Consider the following 17,737-nt stretch of genomic DNA (forward strand, 5'->3'; position numbering starts at 1 on the left):
CGTCTACCGTGAATGTCGCCGGCCGCCGCGCCGTCGCCGCCGTCATGGCATCGCTGTTGCTGCCCGGCATCGCCGCTGCATCCGGTTGTACGGGCCCCCTGCAGGTGGCATGGCGCTCCGACCGGCCGCCCCTGTCATACAGCCAGCAGGGCGAGGTTGCGGGACTGGCCGCGGATTACCTGCCGCTGCTGGGCATGCAGGCGGCGCAGCATGCGAAGCCGTTGCCTGCGACGGTACTTACCGAGGGAGCACTGCCGGCCGGCACCCAGGTGCTGCTGGGCTGGCCGCGCGCACAGCTGCCGACAGGCTGGGTGGCCAGCAGGGCCTACCTGGAGGTGCCGCAGGTGATCGTGCGGCGCGAGGGCGCCGCTGCGGTGCTGGGGCTGGAGGGCCTGCGTGGCCGCAGCGTGGCCAGCCCGGACCGGCTGCCGCTGGAGCCATTGCTGGCCGAGCAGGCCCCGGGGGCGCAGCTGCTGGCCCCTGCGCCGCTGGACCACGCGCTGTCACTGCTGCGTGCCGGGCTGGTCGACGCCGTGGTCGCCAATCTCGCTGAACTGGAGGCCGCGCTCCGCGCGGAGCCAGGTGATGCTGTGGTGATCGCGGCACCCGCAGGCTTCGGCGATGCACTGGTACTCGCGGCCGTGCCGGCCTGTGCCGAGGTGGTCGCTGCTTTCGACCAGCGGCTCCTGCAGGAGAGCGATGCACGTCGCGCGTCGAGCCGCAGCGCCTGGCTGCCGGACCGGCCACGCGCGCGGCTCACCGGTTCGGCGCTGCGCTGGCTGGTGCCGGCGTCGCTGATCCTGCTCGCGCTCGTGCTGCTGCATGCCTTCGGCTACTGGCGCGTGCATCGCGAGAGCGTGCGCCGCCGCGTGCTGGAGCAGCGGTTGCACGACGTCACCGCGAACCTGCCGGCGGTGGTCTACCAGGCCCGCCGTTCGGCAACCGGCCACTACAGCCTGGCGCAGATCGCCGGTGACGTGCAGGCGCTGTTCGGGGTAAGCGTGGAGACTGCGCGGATCGACCATCTGCAACTGCTGGCCGCGGTGCATGCCGACGACCGCAGCCGGGTGATGGCGTGCATCGAAGCGGCCGCGCTGGTGCGCGGTCCCATCGACGTTACGTTCCGCACCCGGTCGGCGCAGGGCTGGCGCTGGGTCCGCTCACAGGGACGACCGCTGCAGTGCGATGACAGCAGCGTGGAGTGGAGCGGCTACTGGTTGGATGTCAGTGAAGCACAGGCGCGTGCAGTAGCGCTGGCCGAGGCGCGCCGCGCGGCCGAGCAGGCGGCGCTGGCCAAGAGCCATTTCCTGGCGACCATGAGCCACCAGATCCGCACGCCGATGAGTACCCTGCTGGGCATGCTGGAGCGATTGGCTGCCAGTGACCTGGATGCGGGCCAGCGGCAGGTGCTGACCACCGTGGGTGATGCCGCGCAGATGCTGCGGCAGATCCTGGACGATGTGCTGCACAGCCAGCGCCTGCAGCCAGCGCCACTGCAGCTGCGGCCGACCGATCTTGCGGCGCTGGTGCGCGCGGTGCAGCAGCTGTTGATGCCCGTCGCGGCCAGCCGCGGCCTGCACCTGCACAGCGAGATCGACCCCATGCTGCAGCAGTGGTCGCTGGCCGATGGGCTGCGCCTGCGCCAGGTCCTGTTCAACCTGGCCGGTAATGCACTCAAGTTCACTCTGCAGGGAAGCGTGGTGCTGCAGGCCCATGTGCTGCAGCAGCGCGATGGCGGGCAGCGGTTGCGCCTGCAGGTGACCGATACGGGCGTGGGCATCAGCATGGAGCGGCAACAGGCGGTATTCGCTGCCTACGAGCAGGCCGAGACCTCGACCACGCGCCGCTTTGGTGGCAGTGGGCTGGGCCTGTCGATCTGCCGCGAGCTGGCGGCATCGATGGGGGGCCAGCTGCACCTGCGCAGCGCGCCGGGCAAGGGAACCACCGTATGGCTGAAACTGGTGCTGGCGGCCTGTGCGGCACCGACGGTGGTACCGGTGCTCACGACGGCCGTGCAACGGCCGCTGCCGCCGGCGCGGGCACTGGTTGTTGAAGACCATCCGACCAACCTGCAGTTGCTGGTGCAGCGCCTGCGCGAGCTGGGGCTGCAGGTACACGCCTGCGACGACGGCCAGCAGGCATGGGAGGCCTGGCAGGCGCAGCCCTTTGATCTGGTCATCACCGACTGCCATATGCCGCACATGGACGGCTTCGCGCTGGCACGGGCGATCCGTGGCGATACCTGTGCCATCCGTGCGCAGGTGCCGATCGTCGCGCTGACTGCCAGTGTGCTGGAACGCACGCGCGAGGCCTGCCGTGATGCGGGCATCGACCATTTCCTGGCCAAGCCGGTGGCGCCGTGCGAACTGCGCGCGCTGCTGGAGGAGCTGCTGTTGCCGGACTCAGTGCGCCAGTAGGCGGACGATGCTGGCAGCGGCATCGCGGCCTTCGGCCACGGCGGTCACCACCAGGTCTGCACCGCGTACCGCGTCGCCACCGGCGAACAGGCGTGGATGCGCGGTCTGGAATGGCAGGCGGTCCTTGCCCCCGGCGACGATGCGGCCGTTGGGCTGGCCTTCCACCCCCAGGTCCGCCAGCCACGCCGGCACGCTCGGCGAGAAGCCGAAGGCGATGATCACCACGTCCGCTTCCAGCAGGGATTCACTGCCTTCGATCGGCACGGCGTTCTGGCGGCCATTGGCATCGGGTTCGCCCAGCCGGGTTTCGACCACGGTCACGCCGATCACTTCATCGTCGGCGCCGGCTTCGATCGACAGCGGTTGGCGGTTGAACAGGAAGCGCACGCCCTCTTCGCGCGCATTGGCCACTTCGCGAGCGCTGCCGGGCATGTTGGCTTCGTCGCGCCGGTAGGCGCAGGTGACCTTGGCCGCGCCGAGGCGCACCGCGCTGCGCACGCAGTCCATGCCGGTATCGCCACCACCGAGCACCACCACCCGCTTGCCGTTGAGGTCGGGCAGGGCGATGGTGTCTTCCCAGCCGGCAATCGGCCGGCCCTTCGGGTCATCGCCGCCGACGATGCGGCTGTTCTGCACCAGGAACGGCAGCGCCGGCAGCACGCCCTTCAGGTCCTGGCCGTCGAGGCCACCATCGGTGTAGCGGTAGGCGCCGGTACCGATGAACACCGCATCGTGGGTGTCCAGCAGCTGCTGCACGCTGAGGTCGCGGCCGATCTCCACGCCGAGGCGGAACTGCACGCCCATGCCCTCCAGCACGCCGCGGCGCCGGTGGATCACGTCCTTGTCCAGCTTGAAGCTGGGAATGCCGAACTGCAGCAGGCCGCCGATCTGCTCGTAGCGGTCATAGACCACCGCGGCAATGCCGGCGCGGGCCAGGCGGTCGGCGCAGGCCAGGCCCGCGGGACCGGCCCCGATCACCGCAACGCTGCGGCCGGTCGGCTGCACCGCGCCCAGGTCAGGGCGCCAGCCGCTGGCCAGCGCGGTATCGACGATGTATTTCTCCACCGCACCGATGGTGACCGCACCGAACTCTTCCAGCGTGCAGCTGCCCTCGCACAGGCGATCCTGCGGGCAGACCCGGCCGCACACCTCCGGCAGCGGGTTGGTGCTGTGGCACAGCGTGGCGGCTTCGTGGATGCGGTTCTCCTGCACCAGCTGCAGCCACTGCGGAATGGCGTTGTGCACCGGGCACTTCCAGCTGCAGTACGGGTTGCCGCAGTCCAGGCAGCGGCCCGCCTGGTACTGGGCGTCCTCCTTGCCGAACTTTCCGTACAGCTCGCCCCAGTCGCCGGACGTGCGCAGTTCCACCGGGATGCGCTGCGGCATGGTGCGGGGCAGGTCGAGGAACTGGAAGGCGTGCTTGCGGCTCATGGCGGGCTCTGTGATGTTTTGCGATTGCCGGCCAGCGGCCGGCACTACGTGATCCTGAGTTGCCGGCCAGCGGCCGGCACTACCGCTACGCGGCGCGTCGCAGGGTTTCGGTCAGCGACTCGATGCTGGCGGCCTTGGGTTTGACCAGCCAGAACTTGCCGATGTAATCGCGGAACTCGTCCAGGATCTGTTGTGCCCAGATGCTGCCGGTCAGCTCGCGATGGCGGCCGATCAGGCGGTGCAGGTGCTGGCGGTAGTTCTCGAAGCCTTCGGCGGACACGCGATGGATGTCGATCAGCTCGTGGTTGTAGCGGTCGACGAAATCACGGTCCACGTCCAGTACGTAGGCCAGGCCGCCGGTGAAGCCGGCGCCGAAGTTCAGCCCGACCTTGCCCAGCACCAGCACCACGCCATCGGTCATGTACTCGCAGCAGTGGTCACCGGCACCTTCGACCACGGCCAGCGCGCCGGAATTGCGCACCGCGAAGCGCTCGCCGGCGCGGCCGGCAGCGAACAGCTCACCGCCGGTGGCACCGTACAGGCAGGTGTTGCCGATGATGGCGGTGCTGCGTGCCTCGAAGCGCGCGCCACGCGGCGGCCGCACCACCAGCCGGCCGCCAGCCATGCCCTTGCCGACGTAATCGTTGGCTTCGCCTTCCACTTCCAGGTGCAGGCCACCGACATTGAAGGCGCCGAAGCTCTGCCCGGCGCTGCCACGGAAGCGCAGTTCCAGCGGTGCCTCGGCCATGCCCTGGTTGCCGTGCGCGCGTGCCACCGCACCCGCCAGGCGGGTACCGATGCTGCGGTCGGTGTTGTGGATCAGGAAGCGATGCTCGCCGCCGCGCTTGTGCTGGATCGACGGCGCCAGCAGGCCATCCATCTGCGTGGCCAGGCTGTCCGGCGATTCGTACAGGCGCTGCGCGGCGCAGTGGCTGCCCTCGTAGCGGCTGTCGGCCAGCAGGCGCGACAGGTCCACGCGCACGCCGTCGCGCGGCGCAGATTCGATCTGGCGCAGCAGGTCGGTACGGCCGACGATCTCTTCCAGCGAACGCGCGCCCAGGTAGGACAGCCAGCCGCGCACTTCTTCGGCCAGCAGCCGGAAGAAGTTCTCCACGCGCTCGGGCTGCCCGGTGAAGTGGTTCTCGCGCAGGCGCTCGTCCTGGGTGGCCACGCCGGTGGCACAGTTGTTGAGGTGGCAGATGCGCAGGTACTTGCAGCCCAGCACGATCATCGGCGCGGTGCCGAAGCCGAAGCTGTCGGCGCCCAGCAATGCGGCCTTGACCACGTCCAGCCCGGTCTTCAGGCCGCCATCGGTCTGCAGCAGGGTACGGCCGCGCAGGTCGTTGGCGAGCAGCGCCTGGTGCGCCTCGGCCACGCCCAGCTCCCACGGCACGCCGGCATAGCGGATCGAGCTGACCGGCGAGGCACCGGTGCCGCCATCATGGCCGGAGATGGTGATCAGGTCCGCACCGGCCTTGACCACGCCCGCCGCAATCGTTCCGACGCCGGCATGGCTGACCAGCTTCACCGACACCAGCGCGGTCGGGTTGACCTGCTTGAGGTCGTAGATCAGCTGCGCCAGGTCCTCGATCGAATAGATGTCGTGATGCGGCGGCGGCGAAATCAGGCCGATGCCCGGGCGCGCATAGCGCAGCCGCGCGATCAGTTCGTTGACCTTGTGCCCGGGCAGCTGGCCACCCTCGCCGGGCTTGGCACCCTGCGCGACCTTGATCTGCAGCACCTCGGCATTGACCAGGTACTCGGCGGTCACGCCGAAGCGCCCGGAGGCCACCTGCTTGATCTTGCTCCGCCTGGCGGTGCCATAGCGTGCGGGGTCTTCACCGCCTTCGCCGGAATTGCTGCGGCCCCCCAGGCGATTCATCGCAATCGCCAGCGCTTCATGCGCTTCCGGTGACAGGGCGCCGAGGCTGATCGCCGCGGTATCGAAGCGCGGGAACAGTTCGCTGGCCGGGGCCACTTCATCGAGCGGTGCGGGCGTGGCGGCAGGGACCAGTTCCAGCAGGTCACGCAGTGCCGAGGGCGGGCGCGCATGCACCGCATCGCAGTACTGCTGCCAGGCACGCGGATCGCCGCTGCGCGCCGCGCGCTGCAGGGTGGTGACCACGTCCGGGTTGTACATGTGGTACTCGCCGCCGTGCACGTACTTCAGCAGGCCGCCGACATCCACGTCCTGCTGCGCGTCCCACGCCTGCGCGCACAGCTCGCGCGCGTCGGCATCCAGGCGCGCGAAACCCGCGCCACCGATGCGCGAGGCGGTATCCGGGAAGCACAGATCGACGACCTCCGGTTCCAGGCCGATGATCTCGAACAGCTGCGCGCCGCGGTAGCTGGCCACGGTACAGATGCCCATCTTCGAGATGATCTTCGACAGCCCCTTGTAGACGCCCTTGCGGTAGCGGCGGCCGATCTGCGACTGCTCACCGCCCTTGCTGAGCTTGAGGATGCCGCGACGGCCCAGGTCGAACAGGGTCTGGTAGGCCAGGTACGGATACACCGCCGTGGCGCCGAAGCCGAGCAGGCAGGCCATGTGGTGCGGGTCGCGCGCGGTGCCGGTCTCGACGATGAGATTCACGTCGCAGCGCAGGCCCAGCCGCGAGAGGTGGTGGTGGATGGCGCTGGTGGCCAGCAGCGCATGCACCATCGGCCGCCCGGCCACCGGGTAGCGGTCGGACAGCAGCAGCATCACCATGCCGTCGCGCGCGGCCTGTTCGGCCTCGGCGCAGATGCGCTCGATGCCGGCACGCAGACCCTCGTCTTCGCTGTAGGACAGGTCGAGCAGGCGGTTGGCCTGCACGTACTGCTCCATCTTCAGCAGCTGGCGCAGCTTGCGCTGGCTGAGCACCGGCGAATTGAGGATGACGTGGTTCACCGTCTCCGGACCGGCATGGAAGATGTTGGTCTCCTTGCCGAGCTGGGTGGACAGGGACATCGCGCAGTCTTCGCGCAGCGGATCGATCGGCGGGTTGGTGACCTGCGCGAAGGCCTGGCGGAAATAGTCGTACAGCGGGCGGCTGCGCTGGCTAAGCACCGCCATCGGCGTGTCGTCGCCCATCGAGCCGGTGGCTTCCTGCTCGGTCTCGGCCAGCGGCCGCAGCACCTGCTCCACTTCCTCGCTGCTGAGCTGGTACAGCTTGTGGTAGCTGCGCAGGGTGGCTTCGTCGAACGGCTCTTCCACCAGCGACGGGTCGATCAGTTCGGTCTGCAGGTAGGTCACGCCCTGCTGCAGCCACTGCTTGTAGGGCGCGCGGCCGCGGTTGATGCGGTCGACCGCATCGGAGTCGAGCAGGTCGCCGCGCTTGAGGTCGATCGCGATCATTTCGCCGGGGCCGAGCTTGCCCTTGCGCACCACCCGCTCGGTGGGCACTTCCCACACGCCCGCTTCAGAGGCAACCAGGAAGTGGCGGTCGGCGGTCAGCATCCAGCGTGCCGGGCGCAGGCCGTTGCGGTCGAGGGTGCAGACGGCGTAGCGGCTGTCGCAGGCAACGATGCCGGCCGGGCCATCCCACGGCTCGCTGTTCAGGCCGTGGAACTCGTAGAACGCGGCCAGGTCCGGGTCCTTGAACTCCAGCGACTGGGTGGCCGGCGGCACCAGGATGCGCAGCGCCTGGATCAGCTCCATGCCACCGGCGACCATCAGTTCCAGCATGTTGTCCAGGCTCTGCGAGTCCGAGCCGTGCATGGAGATCACCGGGTCGAATTCGGCGATGTCGAAGCGCGGCGTCTTCCACACCTTGCTGCGCGCCTGGGCCCAGCGGCGGTTGCCTTCGATGGTGTTGATCTCGCCATTGTGGGCGAGCATCCGGAACGGGTGGGCAAGCGGCCAGCGCGGCAGCGTGTTGGTCGAGAAGCGCTGGTGGAACACGATCGCGCTGGAGGCCAGTTCGCGCCGCTGCAGGTCGGGATAGAAGCGGCTGAGCTTGTCCGGCAGCACCATGCCCTTGTAGCTGATCGCATCGGGGGTGAGGGTGGTGACGTAGAAATCAGCGTGATCGCGCAGCTGCTGTTCGCTGCGGCGACGGGCCAGGAACAGCGCCAGCGCGAAGCCGGCATCGTCCTGGCCGACACCGGCATCGACGAACACCTGTTCGATGCGCGGCAGGGTATCGCGCGCCAGCTGGCCGCAGACGCTGTCATCGGTGGGTACCTCGCGCCAGCCGGCGACCTTGCAGCCGACCGCTTCCACCTGCGCCTGCAGCTGGGTACGGCAGGCGTCGGCGGCCTCGCTGTCGTGCGGCAGGAACACCAGGCCGGCAGCGAAGCGCGCGGCGGTGGTGATGCCGGCTTCGCTGGCCAGCAGTTTCAGGAATGCATCGGGGCGGCGCAGCAGCAGGCCACAGCCATCGCCGGTCAGGCCATCGGCGGCGACGCCGCCACGGTGGGTCATGCGCGAAAGCGCGGCGATGGCGGTATCAACCAACAGGCGCGAAGGTTGATCGTCGAGCTGGGCGACCATGCCAAATCCACAGGCATCGCGCTCGGAGCGCGGGTCGTAAAGCCCTTGGCGGTTGCGGGGGGCCATCTCTACCTCGATGCGTATAGGGTTGGCGGCGACACTCGTCCCCGCTCATTCCCTGGAGCGCATCGTGAGGCCACCGGATGCCTCGACTAGATCACAGGTTGCTGCAGCGCCGCAATACACGGTTGCAGGTGCAACAGAACGCGCCGGCAACCCGTGCCGGCGCGGGGTCGGCCTCAGCCGCAGCGCACGCCGCTGACCAGGCCCTTGTCGTCCACTTCGATGTTCAGGCGGTCGCCGAGGAATTCCATCGTGGCCACGTCGTTGGGCTTCATGACGCGCAGCTGGTGGGCACCGGCATCTTCCTGCGCCTGCTTGCCCAGCGCGTCGGCGTAGGCCTGGCCGACCAGGCTCTGCACCTGGCTGGCATCGCAGGTGCCGACCGGCGGTGCCTCGGTGGCCTTGCCGGCTTCGTCGGCCGGTGCCTTGGCGGCTTCGGCAGCCTGCTGGGCATGGGCCGTGGCCGAATCCTGTTCATCCAGCGCCGGTGCCTGGCAGGCGGTCAGGGCCAGCGCGGCCGGCAGCAGCAGGGCGGAGAGCGAACGGGCGCGAATCGGGAACGACATCATGACTCCGGAAGGGATTGTGAAAGCCCGAGCATAGCGGCGAACCGATCCTCACGTGTTTGTCTTGTGTTATCGACAGGATCGCGGCAGCGCGGCAGCGACACTGCACGCATGCCGACACCCTCTACCCCCGAACGACAGGCCGCGCGCGCTGCGGGCCTGCGCTATGTCGATGACACCCAGCCGGGCATCAGCCGGCGCCGCGCCGGCAAGGGCTTCAGCTACCGCGATGCCGATGGCCATGCGGTGCGCGATGCCGCCACCCTGCAGCGCATCCGCGCGCTGGCGATTCCACCGGCCTATACCGCCGTATGGATCTGCGCCCACGCCAATGGCCATCTGCAGGCCACCGGCCGCGATGCCCGCGGGCGCAAGCAGTACCGCTACCACGCCGATTGGGCCGCAGTGCGCGACGCCGGCAAGTTCGACCGGGTGATCGCCTTTGGTGAAGCACTGCCCGCGCTGCGGCGCCGGCTCAGCCGCGATCTCAAGCACAGCGGCTTCCCCCGCGAAAAGGTGCTGGCGGTCGTGGTCGCGCTGCTGGCCGACACCCTGGTGCGGGTAGGCAATGAGTCCTATGCCAAGGAAAACAGATCCTTTGGCCTCACCACGCTGCGCAACCGGCACCTCGACCTGCTGCGCGGCGGGCGCGTACGGATGCGCTTCCGCGGCAAATCCGGGCAGCTGCACGAAGTGACGGTAGGTGACCGCCGGCTGGGCACGCTGGTGCGCGGCGTGCAGCAGTTGCCGGGCCAGGCGTTGTTCCAGTATCGCGACGACGACGGTGCCATCCAGCCGGTCGACTCCGGTGCGGTCAACGATTACCTGCGCGAGGTGATGGGCGAGGAATTCACCGCCAAGGATTTCCGCACCTGGGGCGGCACCCTGGCCGCGGTGCAAGCGTTCGCGGCCACCGAGTTGCCCGAACCGGCCAGCCAGCGTGCGCTGGCCAAGGTACAGCGTGAGGTGGTGTGCAAGGTGGCGACCCAGTTGGGCAATACGCCTGCGGTGTGCCGCAAGGCCTACATCGACCCCTGCGTGTTCGCCGGCTGGGAGCGCGGCGAACTGGCGGAACTGGCCGGCCTGCGTGGGCCGCGCCAGTGGGAACAGGCCACCCTGCGCGTGCTGCGCAGGGCGCGCCGGCTCAGCCGCAGGCGTCAGCCGCAATAGATCGCGGTGATGTTGTTGGTGCGGCCCTTCTCGATGGTCAGGCGGTCACCGCCTTCGTGTGCCGGCGGCACGCGCGGGCCGTCATGGCGCAGCACCTGCACGTGCAGGCTGTCGCTGTCCACGCGCGCGCGCTCGACGGTTGCGGCGGAGGCGGCCAGGCCGAGCGCACCACGCACCCTGTCGCTGTGGCACTGGCCGGAAATCACGCCGTCGATCGGCTGCACCTGGGCCACCGGCGTGCTGCTGCAGGCGGCGAGGGCGAGACAGACGGCGGCGGTGGCGATGGCATGCTTCATGGAAGGGTTCCTTGGTGTGGTTGCGTGCAGCGTGCGACGGCGCACGTGGTGGCGGAATGAACACCGTGCACATCGTGGACACGGTGCGCTCACCCCCGCCAACAGCCTGGGTGGAGACACTGCAGTCGCGGCGGATGCCGCCCCCGGTACTGCGGCGCATGCGCCCGGTAGTGCCGGCCGCTGGCCGCCGATCCCATTCCCCCCCGAGGAGACCTGCATGGCCACCACCCGAAAGACCCCCGCCCGCCGCAAAGCCTCACCCAAGGTGCGCAAAGGCAGCACCGCGACCCAGACCGCTGCCGACCCCGCTCGCCCGCGGGTGGTGAAGACCGCAACCCGCAAGGCGGCGGCTGGTGATCCCCGCGCCGCCCGCGTTGCCGCCCGGCAGCGGCGCCTGCAGGACCAGGAAAAGGCCAAGGACGCCCGCGCGGCCAAGAAGGCCACGAAAAAGACCGCGACCCAGGCCGGCGCACGCCGCCAGCCGGAGGACATGCCGGCCCAGCAGCTGGCAAAGCCGGGGCACGAGCAGGAACTGGAGCTGGCACCGCGCTTCCTCGCGCCGGACTACACCGGCAGCGGCAAGCTGCAGGGCATGCGCGCGATCGTCACTGGCGGTGATTCCGGCATCGGCCGTGCTGTGGCCGTGCTGTTCGCACGCGAAGGCGCCGATGTGGCGGTCCTGCACCTGGACGAGGCCGAAGATGCCGACATCACCCGCCAGCACGTGGAGCGCGAAGGTGGCCGCTGTGTGGTGATCGCCGGTGACGTGCGCGACCCGCGCTTCTGCAACAAGGCGGTCAAGCAGGTGGCCAAGGCCTTCGGTGGCATCGACATCCTGGTCAACAACGCCGCGTTCCAGCTGCACTGCGAGCGGCTGGAGGATCTGGAAGACGCGCACCTGCAGGAGACGCTGCAGACCAACATCGGCGGCTACATCCAGATGGCGCGTGCGGTACTGCCGCATCTGGGCGAGGGCGCCAGCATCATCAACACCGGCTCGGAAACCGGACTCTTCGGCAGCAAGGCGCTGATCGACTACTCGGCCACCAAGGGCGCGATCCATGCGTTCACCAAGGCCCTGGCCAGCCAGCTGCTGCCGCGCGGCATCCGGGTCAACTGCGTGGCGCCGGGGCCGGTATGGACGCCGCTGAACCCGGCCGACAAGCAGGCCGGGGATGTCGCCGAGTTCGGGAAGGACAGCGACATGGGCCGGCCTGCACAGCCTGAAGAGCTGTCACCGGCGTATGTGTTCCTGGCCTCGCCGGTCTGTGCAAGCTACATCAGCGGGGCGATCCTGCCGGTGATGGGTGGACCGCGCGGCTGAGTCGTGTCGGTTCCCGCCTGGATCCGGCGGCAGCGAAGGTGTGCGGCCTGTCAAAGGCCCCACACCGTGCGATTGGGGTAGGCTGATCCTGTACCGACCATGTTCAAGGACCGACCATGCCCGAAATGGATATCAATGCCGCAGCCAACGAGGTCGTCGCCCTGCTGCGGCGGAACGATGCGCGTGCTGCCGCCACCCGCCTCCAGGCCCTGCACGACGGCCAGAGCGCAGTGGTGCAGGAATCGCTGGATCGCTATATCTCGGCGCGTGCGGCCGCCGAGCTTGAGGGCTTGCGCCGGAACGGGGGCGTGGCCGCAGCGGATGCAGCTACGGTGAATCCGATGCTGGATCGCTTGGGCGAGGCGACGCGCCCGCCGCGGATGCTCGATGCTGCCGAGACAGCGGGATTGAGCCAGGCCCAGCAGTACGACGTTTATGGCAGCATCGTGGCCCAGCGCGGCAACATCGCAGCGAACGATGCAATGGCAACCCAGGACCGCGTGGTGCTGGGGTTGCGCGATGAGAACCGCACGACCGAGGCGCGCGGACGTGGGGTCTACGATGACCGCATCGTGGTGCTGTGGAAGGATGCGCAGGGCCGCGGCCATGTGCGCGAGTTCAACCAGGCCACGACCGAGCCGACCGCCCAGTACGACGGCCATGCCAAGACCGCGCCGCGCAGCCCGGGCTTTGGCAATGTGGCGCCGCGTGCCAAGACCGAGGGTGAGGACGTCAACGGCGACCGGGTCAAGGATCTGGGGCGCCTGGGCGAGGGCACCATCGAGATGCGCGCGACCACCCATCCGCGCAATGGCCATCCCGATGAGTTCGCGCTGCGTCCTTCGCAGGACGCGATCACTGCGGGCGCCGGACGGGTGGAGCGCGACAGCAATGGCGATGGCTGGTTCGATGCGCGTGATACCCAGGGCGTGCAGGACCTCAACGACACCTTCAAGATCCATCGTGGCAGCCGTTCCAACACCGATTCGGCCGGTTGCCAGACCATCGGTGGCGGCGAGTATGACGACTTCGTGTCGACGGTGCGCGGCACGCCTGGGCAGAACCGCTGGCAGTACGTGCTGACCTCGGTTGCACCCGGCCAGACGCGCGAATTTGGGCAGGACGTGCCGCTCGCGGCCAACGATGACCCCCGTCAGCCGCAGCATCGCGATCATGCCCTGCAGCAGCAGATCAGTACGCGCCTGCAGGCCCTGGGCGGACGCTACGCCGAGCATGCCGAGGACTACAGCCTGGTGATGCTGCGCGAAGCGAAGGCCGCGGGCATCACCCGGGTCGATCAGATCGTGGCCAGCAATCCCAGCGCCGGCCGTGCGGCTGGCGAGACACTGTTCCTGGTGCAGGGCAGCCCGGGCGATCCTGCGGCGCTGCGCGCAGGGGTCAATGCGGCCGAGGTGCGCGAGACCGCGGTGGAATCCAGCCTGCGCCAGCTGCAGCAGCAATCGCGCGAACAGGCTGCACCTGCGCCCGCGCCGGCACAGCAGCAGGACGCGCCGGTGATGGGAGGGCGTTGATCGATGATCCGATCGCAGCTGACGCCGAGCGTTCCATTGATGCTGCTGCTGGCCTGCAGTGCCTGCGCGCCCGCTGGAGAGCGCGTCGCGCCGGTGGCGCCCACTGCCAGCTCGGCCGCGAAACCGGAGGCCCTGCCTGCGCAGACCCTTCCCACGGACCGCGGACTGCCCGCATTGCCGAAGGCTTCCGGCAGCGGCCATCCCGGCGGCCGCTACGCTACGCTGCCCGAACCTGCCAGGCAGGTGCTGGCGCAGTTGAAGTGCAACGTGGAGAGCGCCAGCAAGGTGGAGGTGCTCTCCATTCCCGCGCAAGATGGCCAGCAGGATTTGATGGTTACTGATCGCAGCGGGCCGCGTTTCCGCTATTGGATGCGGTCGTTCTCCGGCAGTGGCGGTACCACCGGCTATCTGGTGCAGCTGCAGGGCTGCCCGGCAACCACCACGGGCATGCGCGCCTACATCGCACAGGGAGCCGCACCGCTGCAGGATGTCACCGCATCCATCCTGGCGCAGGCCGGATTGCCCGATGCGGCGACCATGACGGCCTACCAGGACAAGGGCGCGGGCGATCTGTTCGCCTTCATCGGCGTGCTGGACAAAGTGCCAGTACTGCGCTGGGTGGCCGAAGCCGACCCCGAACAGCCACTGGCCGCCGATGCACGCAGCTTCGACCATGGCAATGCCATCCACGGCGGTTTCCTGCACTGGAACCAGGATCACTTCGAAGTGGCCAGGGCCGTTCCCGCCGCGCTATGGCCCTGCGATGACAGCCCCTTGCGGCCGTGCAAGGCCGACCCGTTCGTGACGGGGCGTTGAGGCATCGCGCACATAGAAGTCGGCAATGCGCGGAATGAACTGCTGCGGATTGGCACCGACAAGATTGGTCAGCACCACGACCGCCACGCCGCGCTCGGGATAGACCACGAAGGCCGAGCGCGCACCGCCGATACCGGCCACCTGAAGGTCGGGCGATGCGCGCAGTACCGCCCAGCCACCCGCCCACGGGCCGGCGCGGCCATCAGCGAGGCGCTCTGCGCTCCACATCCGCTGCCGGGCCGGGTCCTGAAGCAAACGGCCTTCGGTCAGCGCGACCAGCCAGCGCGCGGTGTCGTCGGCGGTGGTGAGGATGCCGCCACCGGCCCAGAGCGAAGGCGGTATGTCGTAGAACCAGTGCGACAGGCGGGACGGTGCATCCACAGCATCGGTGGCACGCGGGGCCAGGCTGTACATCGTCGCCGCATCCGGAATCAGGTCGTAGCTGTCGCCGAAGGTGGTGCGGGCCATGCGCGCGCTGCTGAACTGGCGTGTGGCCAGGAAACGTTCGTAGGACATACCGGATTGCTGCGCGATGATCCGTGCCAGCAGGACATAGTTGGTCTGGTTGTAGGCGAAGCGCTGCCCGGGCGCCGCTTCCAGCGGCCGCGCTGTCACCGCCGTCCACGCCTGTGCTTCGGAGCCACCGCCCAGCAGTCCGTTCGCATCAAGGATGTCCGGAAGGCCTGAGGCATGCGCCAGCAACTGGTGTACGCGCACGTCTCTCCACGCTGGCGGAAGATCATCCAGGTAACGCGAGGCCGGCGCGTCCAGATCCAGTCGTCCCTCCTGCGCCAGCTGCGCAGCCGCCACGCCGGTGAATGCCTTGGTGGCCGAGTTGAGCGGGAAGCGGGTGTCGCGCGAGGCACGCACACCGTTCTCGACATTGGCCAGACCGTAGGCCTCGGACAGCACGATCTGCCCGTCCTTGACCACCGCGACCTGCAATCCGGGAATGCGCTGCTCCAGCATGATCTGGCGGATCAGGCGGCGGGTCTGGTCGTTGGCGTGGTCCTGGCTGGCAGCAACGGCGGCGAAGGGCAGTGCACTGATGAGCATGAGCAGGGCACGGAGCATTGGGCGGGACATGTGGAATTCCAGCGGGGCGTTGCGGATCGGATGCAGCGGGCGGGTCAAAGGTTTAGGCGCTCGGTGGTGCCTACCGTTCGTCGGCCCATGACTTCCGGGGGGTTGACTACAGTTGTCGTCACGCAGACAGTGGCGACACGTGTAGTCAAGGGAGTGGTGTCATGCGTGGCAAGACGATCGGGGACCAGGAGCTGGCCCTGCTGCAGTACATCGATGAACATGCGCCGGCCACGGTCGGCGAGGTCGCCAGTGGCTACGGGGAGGCCCGTGGGCTGGCCCGCTCCACCGTGCTGACGATGATGGAGCGACTGCGGGCGAAGGGGTATCTTCAGCGCCAGCAGCAGGACGGTGTCTACCGCTACCAGGCCACGCGTGGCCCGCAGAGCGTGCTGCAGGGCGCGGTGGCGCAGTTCGTCGACAACACCCTGCAGGGCTCGGTGTCGCCGTTCGTGGCCTACCTGTCGCAGCGCCAGCAGGTCAGCGACAACGAGTTGGCCGAACTGGAAGCGCTGGTTGCCCAACTCCAATCGCGCCGCCACGAGGGCTGAGCCATGGACACCTCGATGCTGATCCCGATGTTGGAACGGCTGGGCTGGACCAGCCTGCAGACCGTGCTGCTGGTGGCCCTGGTGTATGGCGTATGCCGCGCGCTGCCGTCGCTGTCGGCGGCAACCCGCTGCCGCCTGTGGTGGCTGGTCTCGCTGCAGGCTGTGCTCGGCCTGTTCTGGAGCCAGCCGTTGCAGCTGGCCTGGTTGCCGGCGCCGCAGGCGGTGGCGATGAGCGCGACCGATGTGGCCGCCGACATGGTCTACCCGCTGGCCCCGGAGGCCTCGGCACAGCTGTTGGCCGCAATGCCGATGCCCGCCGCGGACGTGCCGGCGGTGGCATGGTGGGCCGTCGCACTGGCCACGCTGTGGATGTCCGGCGTGCTGCTGATGGCCCTGCGTACCTTCGGTGAGTGGCGTCGCTGCCGCGCGCTGCTGGCAGCGGCCTATCCCTGCGAGGACGAGGCGCTGGTGCAGGCCCTGCAGCTGGCCTCCGATGCGCACGGCGTGCGTCCTGCGCCGCGGTTGTGGATGAGCACGCAGGTGGACGCACCGCAGCTGGTCGGGCCGTTCCGCCCGGTGCTGCTGCTGCCGGCGGGCGACAACGCCCTGCAGGGCGACGCGCTGGACCTGGCCCTGACCCACGAACTGCAGCACCTGCAGCGGCGTGACCTGCAATGGGGCCTGCTGCCTGCACTGGCCCAGCACCTGTTCTTCTTCCACCCGCTGCTGCGCCTGTCGGTGCGTGAATATGCACAGGCGCGCGAGGAAGCGGTGGATGCAGCGGTGGTTGGCCAGCACGGTGCCAGCCGCCAGGCCTATGGCCGTCTGCTGCTGCAGCTGGGCGTGGCACCGCAGCCGCATCTGGGCGTGGCCAGTGCCGCACCGGATACCACCAGCCTCAAGCGCCGCCTGCTCTCGCTGCAGTCGCGCCGGTCCTGCCCGCGCATCCTGGCGATGGCGTTGACTGCGGTGGTGCTGGTGGTGGGCGTGGCGCCGATGCGGCTGGTCGCAGCGCCGGTGCCGCCGGCACCGCCCGCGCCTCCTGCGGCGCCGAAGGTCGTGCCGCCGCCGCCGCCGAAGGCTCCGAAAGCGCCGCCCGCACCGCCTTCGTCCGCGCGCGTTCCGGCCGTGCCGGTGGCGCCCGCGCCGCCCGCCGAGCCGGCTGATGTCGAGGCGTTGTCAGGTCCGGACGATGCGGATGTGGCGGTCGACGTGGATGCGGATGTCGATGTCGATACCGGCATGCACAGTGAACACACGACCTCCCGCACCACTTCCATCACCACCTACGGCCGCCTGGACCTGGGCAAATCGCCGCCGGAGGCCTTCGTGCTGGTAGATGGCGATTCGACCTTCGCCAACGGCGGCATGGACGACGTGACGGTGGCCCGCAGACAGCTCGGCAAGGGCCCGGCGCTGTGGTTCCGCAAGGGCGACAAGCGCTACGTGGTGCGAGACCCGATGATGATCCAGAGCCTGCAGCGTGCCTACAGCGGCGCGGCGGATCTGGGCCGCCAGCAGAGCGAACTGGGCCGCCAACAGAGTGCGCTGGGTCGCCAGCAGGGCGAACTCGGCAGGCAGATGGGCGAGATGGGCCGCCTGCAGGGCGAGGAGGCGCGCCGCATGGCACTGGCCGCTGCCGAGGCTGCGCGCAGCGCGGTGGCCGCGCATGACATCAACCGCGAAGCGGCGGCAGAAGCGGCGAAGGCGGCGCGGGGCGCGACCAACGATGCGGCCATTGCACGTGAGGCTGCACGTGAGGCTGCTGCAGAGGCACGTCGTGCGATGCAGGAAGTGGACAACGAAACCGCGCGGGCCACCCACACCCGCGGCATGCAGCGCCTGGCCAGCCAGCAGTCTGAACTGGCCAGCCGCCAGGCTGCGTTGGGTGAGCGTCAGGCACGCGTGCATGAGCAGGCGTCGCGGCAGGCGCAGCAGGTGATCGCGCGCGCACTGGCCAGCGGCAAGGCCGAGCGACTCTGACTGATAGTGCCGGCCGCTGGCCGGCAATGTG

Annotated in this window: 12 protein-coding genes; 7 read left to right on the forward strand and 5 right to left on the reverse strand. The window is 69.1% G+C overall.

What is annotated here, in order from left to right:
• Positions 1 to 8 precede the first annotated feature (8 nt).
• A complete protein-coding gene (locus tag AC5P8R_RS16470; RefSeq protein WP_495223637.1) occupies positions 9 to 2,417 on the forward strand; it encodes an ATP-binding protein in 2,409 nt (802 codons plus the stop codon).
• Here the strand turns inward: AC5P8R_RS16470 and AC5P8R_RS16475 are convergent.
• From AC5P8R_RS16475 to AC5P8R_RS16485, 3 genes are all read right to left on the reverse strand, one after another.
• Positions 2,403 to 3,848, reverse strand: a complete 1,446-nt coding sequence (locus AC5P8R_RS16475) for an FAD-dependent oxidoreductase (RefSeq protein ID WP_041862916.1) — start codon at positions 3,846 to 3,848, stop codon at positions 2,403 to 2,405. The two genes, AC5P8R_RS16470 and AC5P8R_RS16475, sit on opposite strands and share 15 nt — an antisense overlap.
• Before the next feature lie 85 nt (positions 3,849 to 3,933).
• Positions 3,934 to 8,388, reverse strand: a complete 4,455-nt coding sequence (gltB, locus tag AC5P8R_RS16480) for a glutamate synthase large subunit (RefSeq protein ID WP_401746007.1) — start codon at positions 8,386 to 8,388, stop codon at positions 3,934 to 3,936.
• 173 nt (positions 8,389 to 8,561) lie between these two features.
• Complete coding sequence (locus AC5P8R_RS16485; protein ID WP_197574336.1) at positions 8,562 to 8,951, reverse strand: I78 family peptidase inhibitor; 390 nt, start codon at positions 8,949 to 8,951, stop codon at positions 8,562 to 8,564.
• Positions 8,952 to 9,062: 111 nt separating this feature from the next.
• Here AC5P8R_RS16485 and AC5P8R_RS16490 point away from each other — a divergent pair, with 111 nt between their 5' ends.
• Positions 9,063 to 10,121 carry a DNA topoisomerase IB gene (locus AC5P8R_RS16490; RefSeq protein WP_014645460.1) on the forward strand — a complete coding sequence of 353 codons (1,059 nt, stop codon included), beginning with the start codon at positions 9,063 to 9,065 and terminating at the stop codon, positions 10,119 to 10,121.
• On the opposite strand, the gene AC5P8R_RS16495 is transcribed toward AC5P8R_RS16490, so the two are convergent.
• Positions 10,109 to 10,417, reverse strand: coding sequence for a hypothetical protein (locus AC5P8R_RS16495; protein WP_014645461.1), 309 nt, complete (start codon positions 10,415 to 10,417; stop codon positions 10,109 to 10,111). The genes AC5P8R_RS16490 and AC5P8R_RS16495 overlap by 13 nt on opposite strands.
• Positions 10,418 to 10,634: 217 nt before the next feature.
• Between AC5P8R_RS16495 and AC5P8R_RS16500 the strand changes: the two genes are divergently transcribed.
• The 3 genes from AC5P8R_RS16500 (at position 10,635) to AC5P8R_RS16510 (ending at position 14,089) form a co-directional block, all read left to right on the forward strand.
• The gene (locus AC5P8R_RS16500; protein ID WP_495223638.1) at positions 10,635 to 11,741 is read left to right on the forward strand and encodes an SDR family oxidoreductase; all 1,107 of its coding nucleotides are present in this window, start codon (positions 10,635 to 10,637) and stop codon (positions 11,739 to 11,741) included.
• 116 nt (positions 11,742 to 11,857) lie between these two features.
• Complete coding sequence (locus AC5P8R_RS16505) at positions 11,858 to 13,273, forward strand: XVIPCD domain-containing protein (protein ID WP_495223639.1); 1,416 nt, start codon at positions 11,858 to 11,860, stop codon at positions 13,271 to 13,273.
• 3 nt (positions 13,274 to 13,276) lie between these two features.
• A complete protein-coding gene (locus AC5P8R_RS16510) occupies positions 13,277 to 14,089 on the forward strand; it encodes a hypothetical protein (protein WP_041862920.1) in 813 nt (270 codons plus the stop codon).
• On the opposite strand, the gene AC5P8R_RS16515 is transcribed toward AC5P8R_RS16510, so the two are convergent.
• Positions 14,024 to 15,145 carry a serine hydrolase domain-containing protein gene (locus AC5P8R_RS16515; RefSeq protein ID WP_169412550.1) on the reverse strand — a complete coding sequence of 374 codons (1,122 nt, stop codon included), beginning with the start codon at positions 15,143 to 15,145 and terminating at the stop codon, positions 14,024 to 14,026. The genes AC5P8R_RS16510 and AC5P8R_RS16515 overlap by 66 nt on opposite strands.
• Positions 15,146 to 15,336: 191 nt before the next feature.
• Between AC5P8R_RS16515 and AC5P8R_RS16520 the strand changes: the two genes are divergently transcribed.
• Together AC5P8R_RS16520 and AC5P8R_RS16525 are read left to right on the forward strand one after the other, a co-directional pair.
• A complete protein-coding gene (locus tag AC5P8R_RS16520; protein WP_014645465.1) occupies positions 15,337 to 15,723 on the forward strand; it encodes a BlaI/MecI/CopY family transcriptional regulator in 387 nt (128 codons plus the stop codon).
• A gap of 3 nt (positions 15,724 to 15,726) precedes the next feature.
• A complete protein-coding gene (locus AC5P8R_RS16525) occupies positions 15,727 to 17,706 on the forward strand; it encodes a M56 family metallopeptidase (protein WP_495223640.1) in 1,980 nt (659 codons plus the stop codon).
• The last annotated feature ends 31 nt before the right edge of the window (positions 17,707 to 17,737 follow it).

The sequence above is a fragment of the Stenotrophomonas sp. YJH_SMC_73 genome (genome assembly GCF_059370155.1).

Coding starts and splice junctions, on each gene's coding strand:
- AC5P8R_RS16500 (WP_495223638.1), top strand. CDS start 10,635: ATGGCCACCACCCGAAAGACCCCCGCCCGCCGCAAAGCCTCACCCAAG.
- AC5P8R_RS16525 (WP_495223640.1), top strand. CDS start 15,727: ATGGACACCTCGATGCTGATCCCGATGTTGGAACGGCTGGGCTGGACC.
- AC5P8R_RS16485 (WP_197574336.1), bottom strand. CDS start 8,951: ATGTCGTTCCCGATTCGCGCCCGTTCGCTCTCCGCCCTGCTGCTGCCG.
- AC5P8R_RS16510 (WP_041862920.1), top strand. CDS start 13,277: ATGATCCGATCGCAGCTGACGCCGAGCGTTCCATTGATGCTGCTGCTG.
- AC5P8R_RS16495 (WP_014645461.1), bottom strand. CDS start 10,417: ATGAAGCATGCCATCGCCACCGCCGCCGTCTGTCTCGCCCTCGCCGCC.
- AC5P8R_RS16490 (WP_014645460.1), top strand. CDS start 9,063: ATGCCGACACCCTCTACCCCCGAACGACAGGCCGCGCGCGCTGCGGGC.
- AC5P8R_RS16520 (WP_014645465.1), top strand. CDS start 15,337: ATGCGTGGCAAGACGATCGGGGACCAGGAGCTGGCCCTGCTGCAGTAC.
- AC5P8R_RS16515 (WP_169412550.1), bottom strand. CDS start 15,145: ATGCTCATCAGTGCACTGCCCTTCGCCGCCGTTGCTGCCAGCCAGGAC.
- AC5P8R_RS16505 (WP_495223639.1), top strand. CDS start 11,858: ATGCCCGAAATGGATATCAATGCCGCAGCCAACGAGGTCGTCGCCCTG.
- AC5P8R_RS16475 (WP_041862916.1), bottom strand. CDS start 3,848: ATGAGCCGCAAGCACGCCTTCCAGTTCCTCGACCTGCCCCGCACCATG.
- gltB (WP_401746007.1), bottom strand. CDS start 8,388: ATGGCCCCCCGCAACCGCCAAGGGCTTTACGACCCGCGCTCCGAGCGC.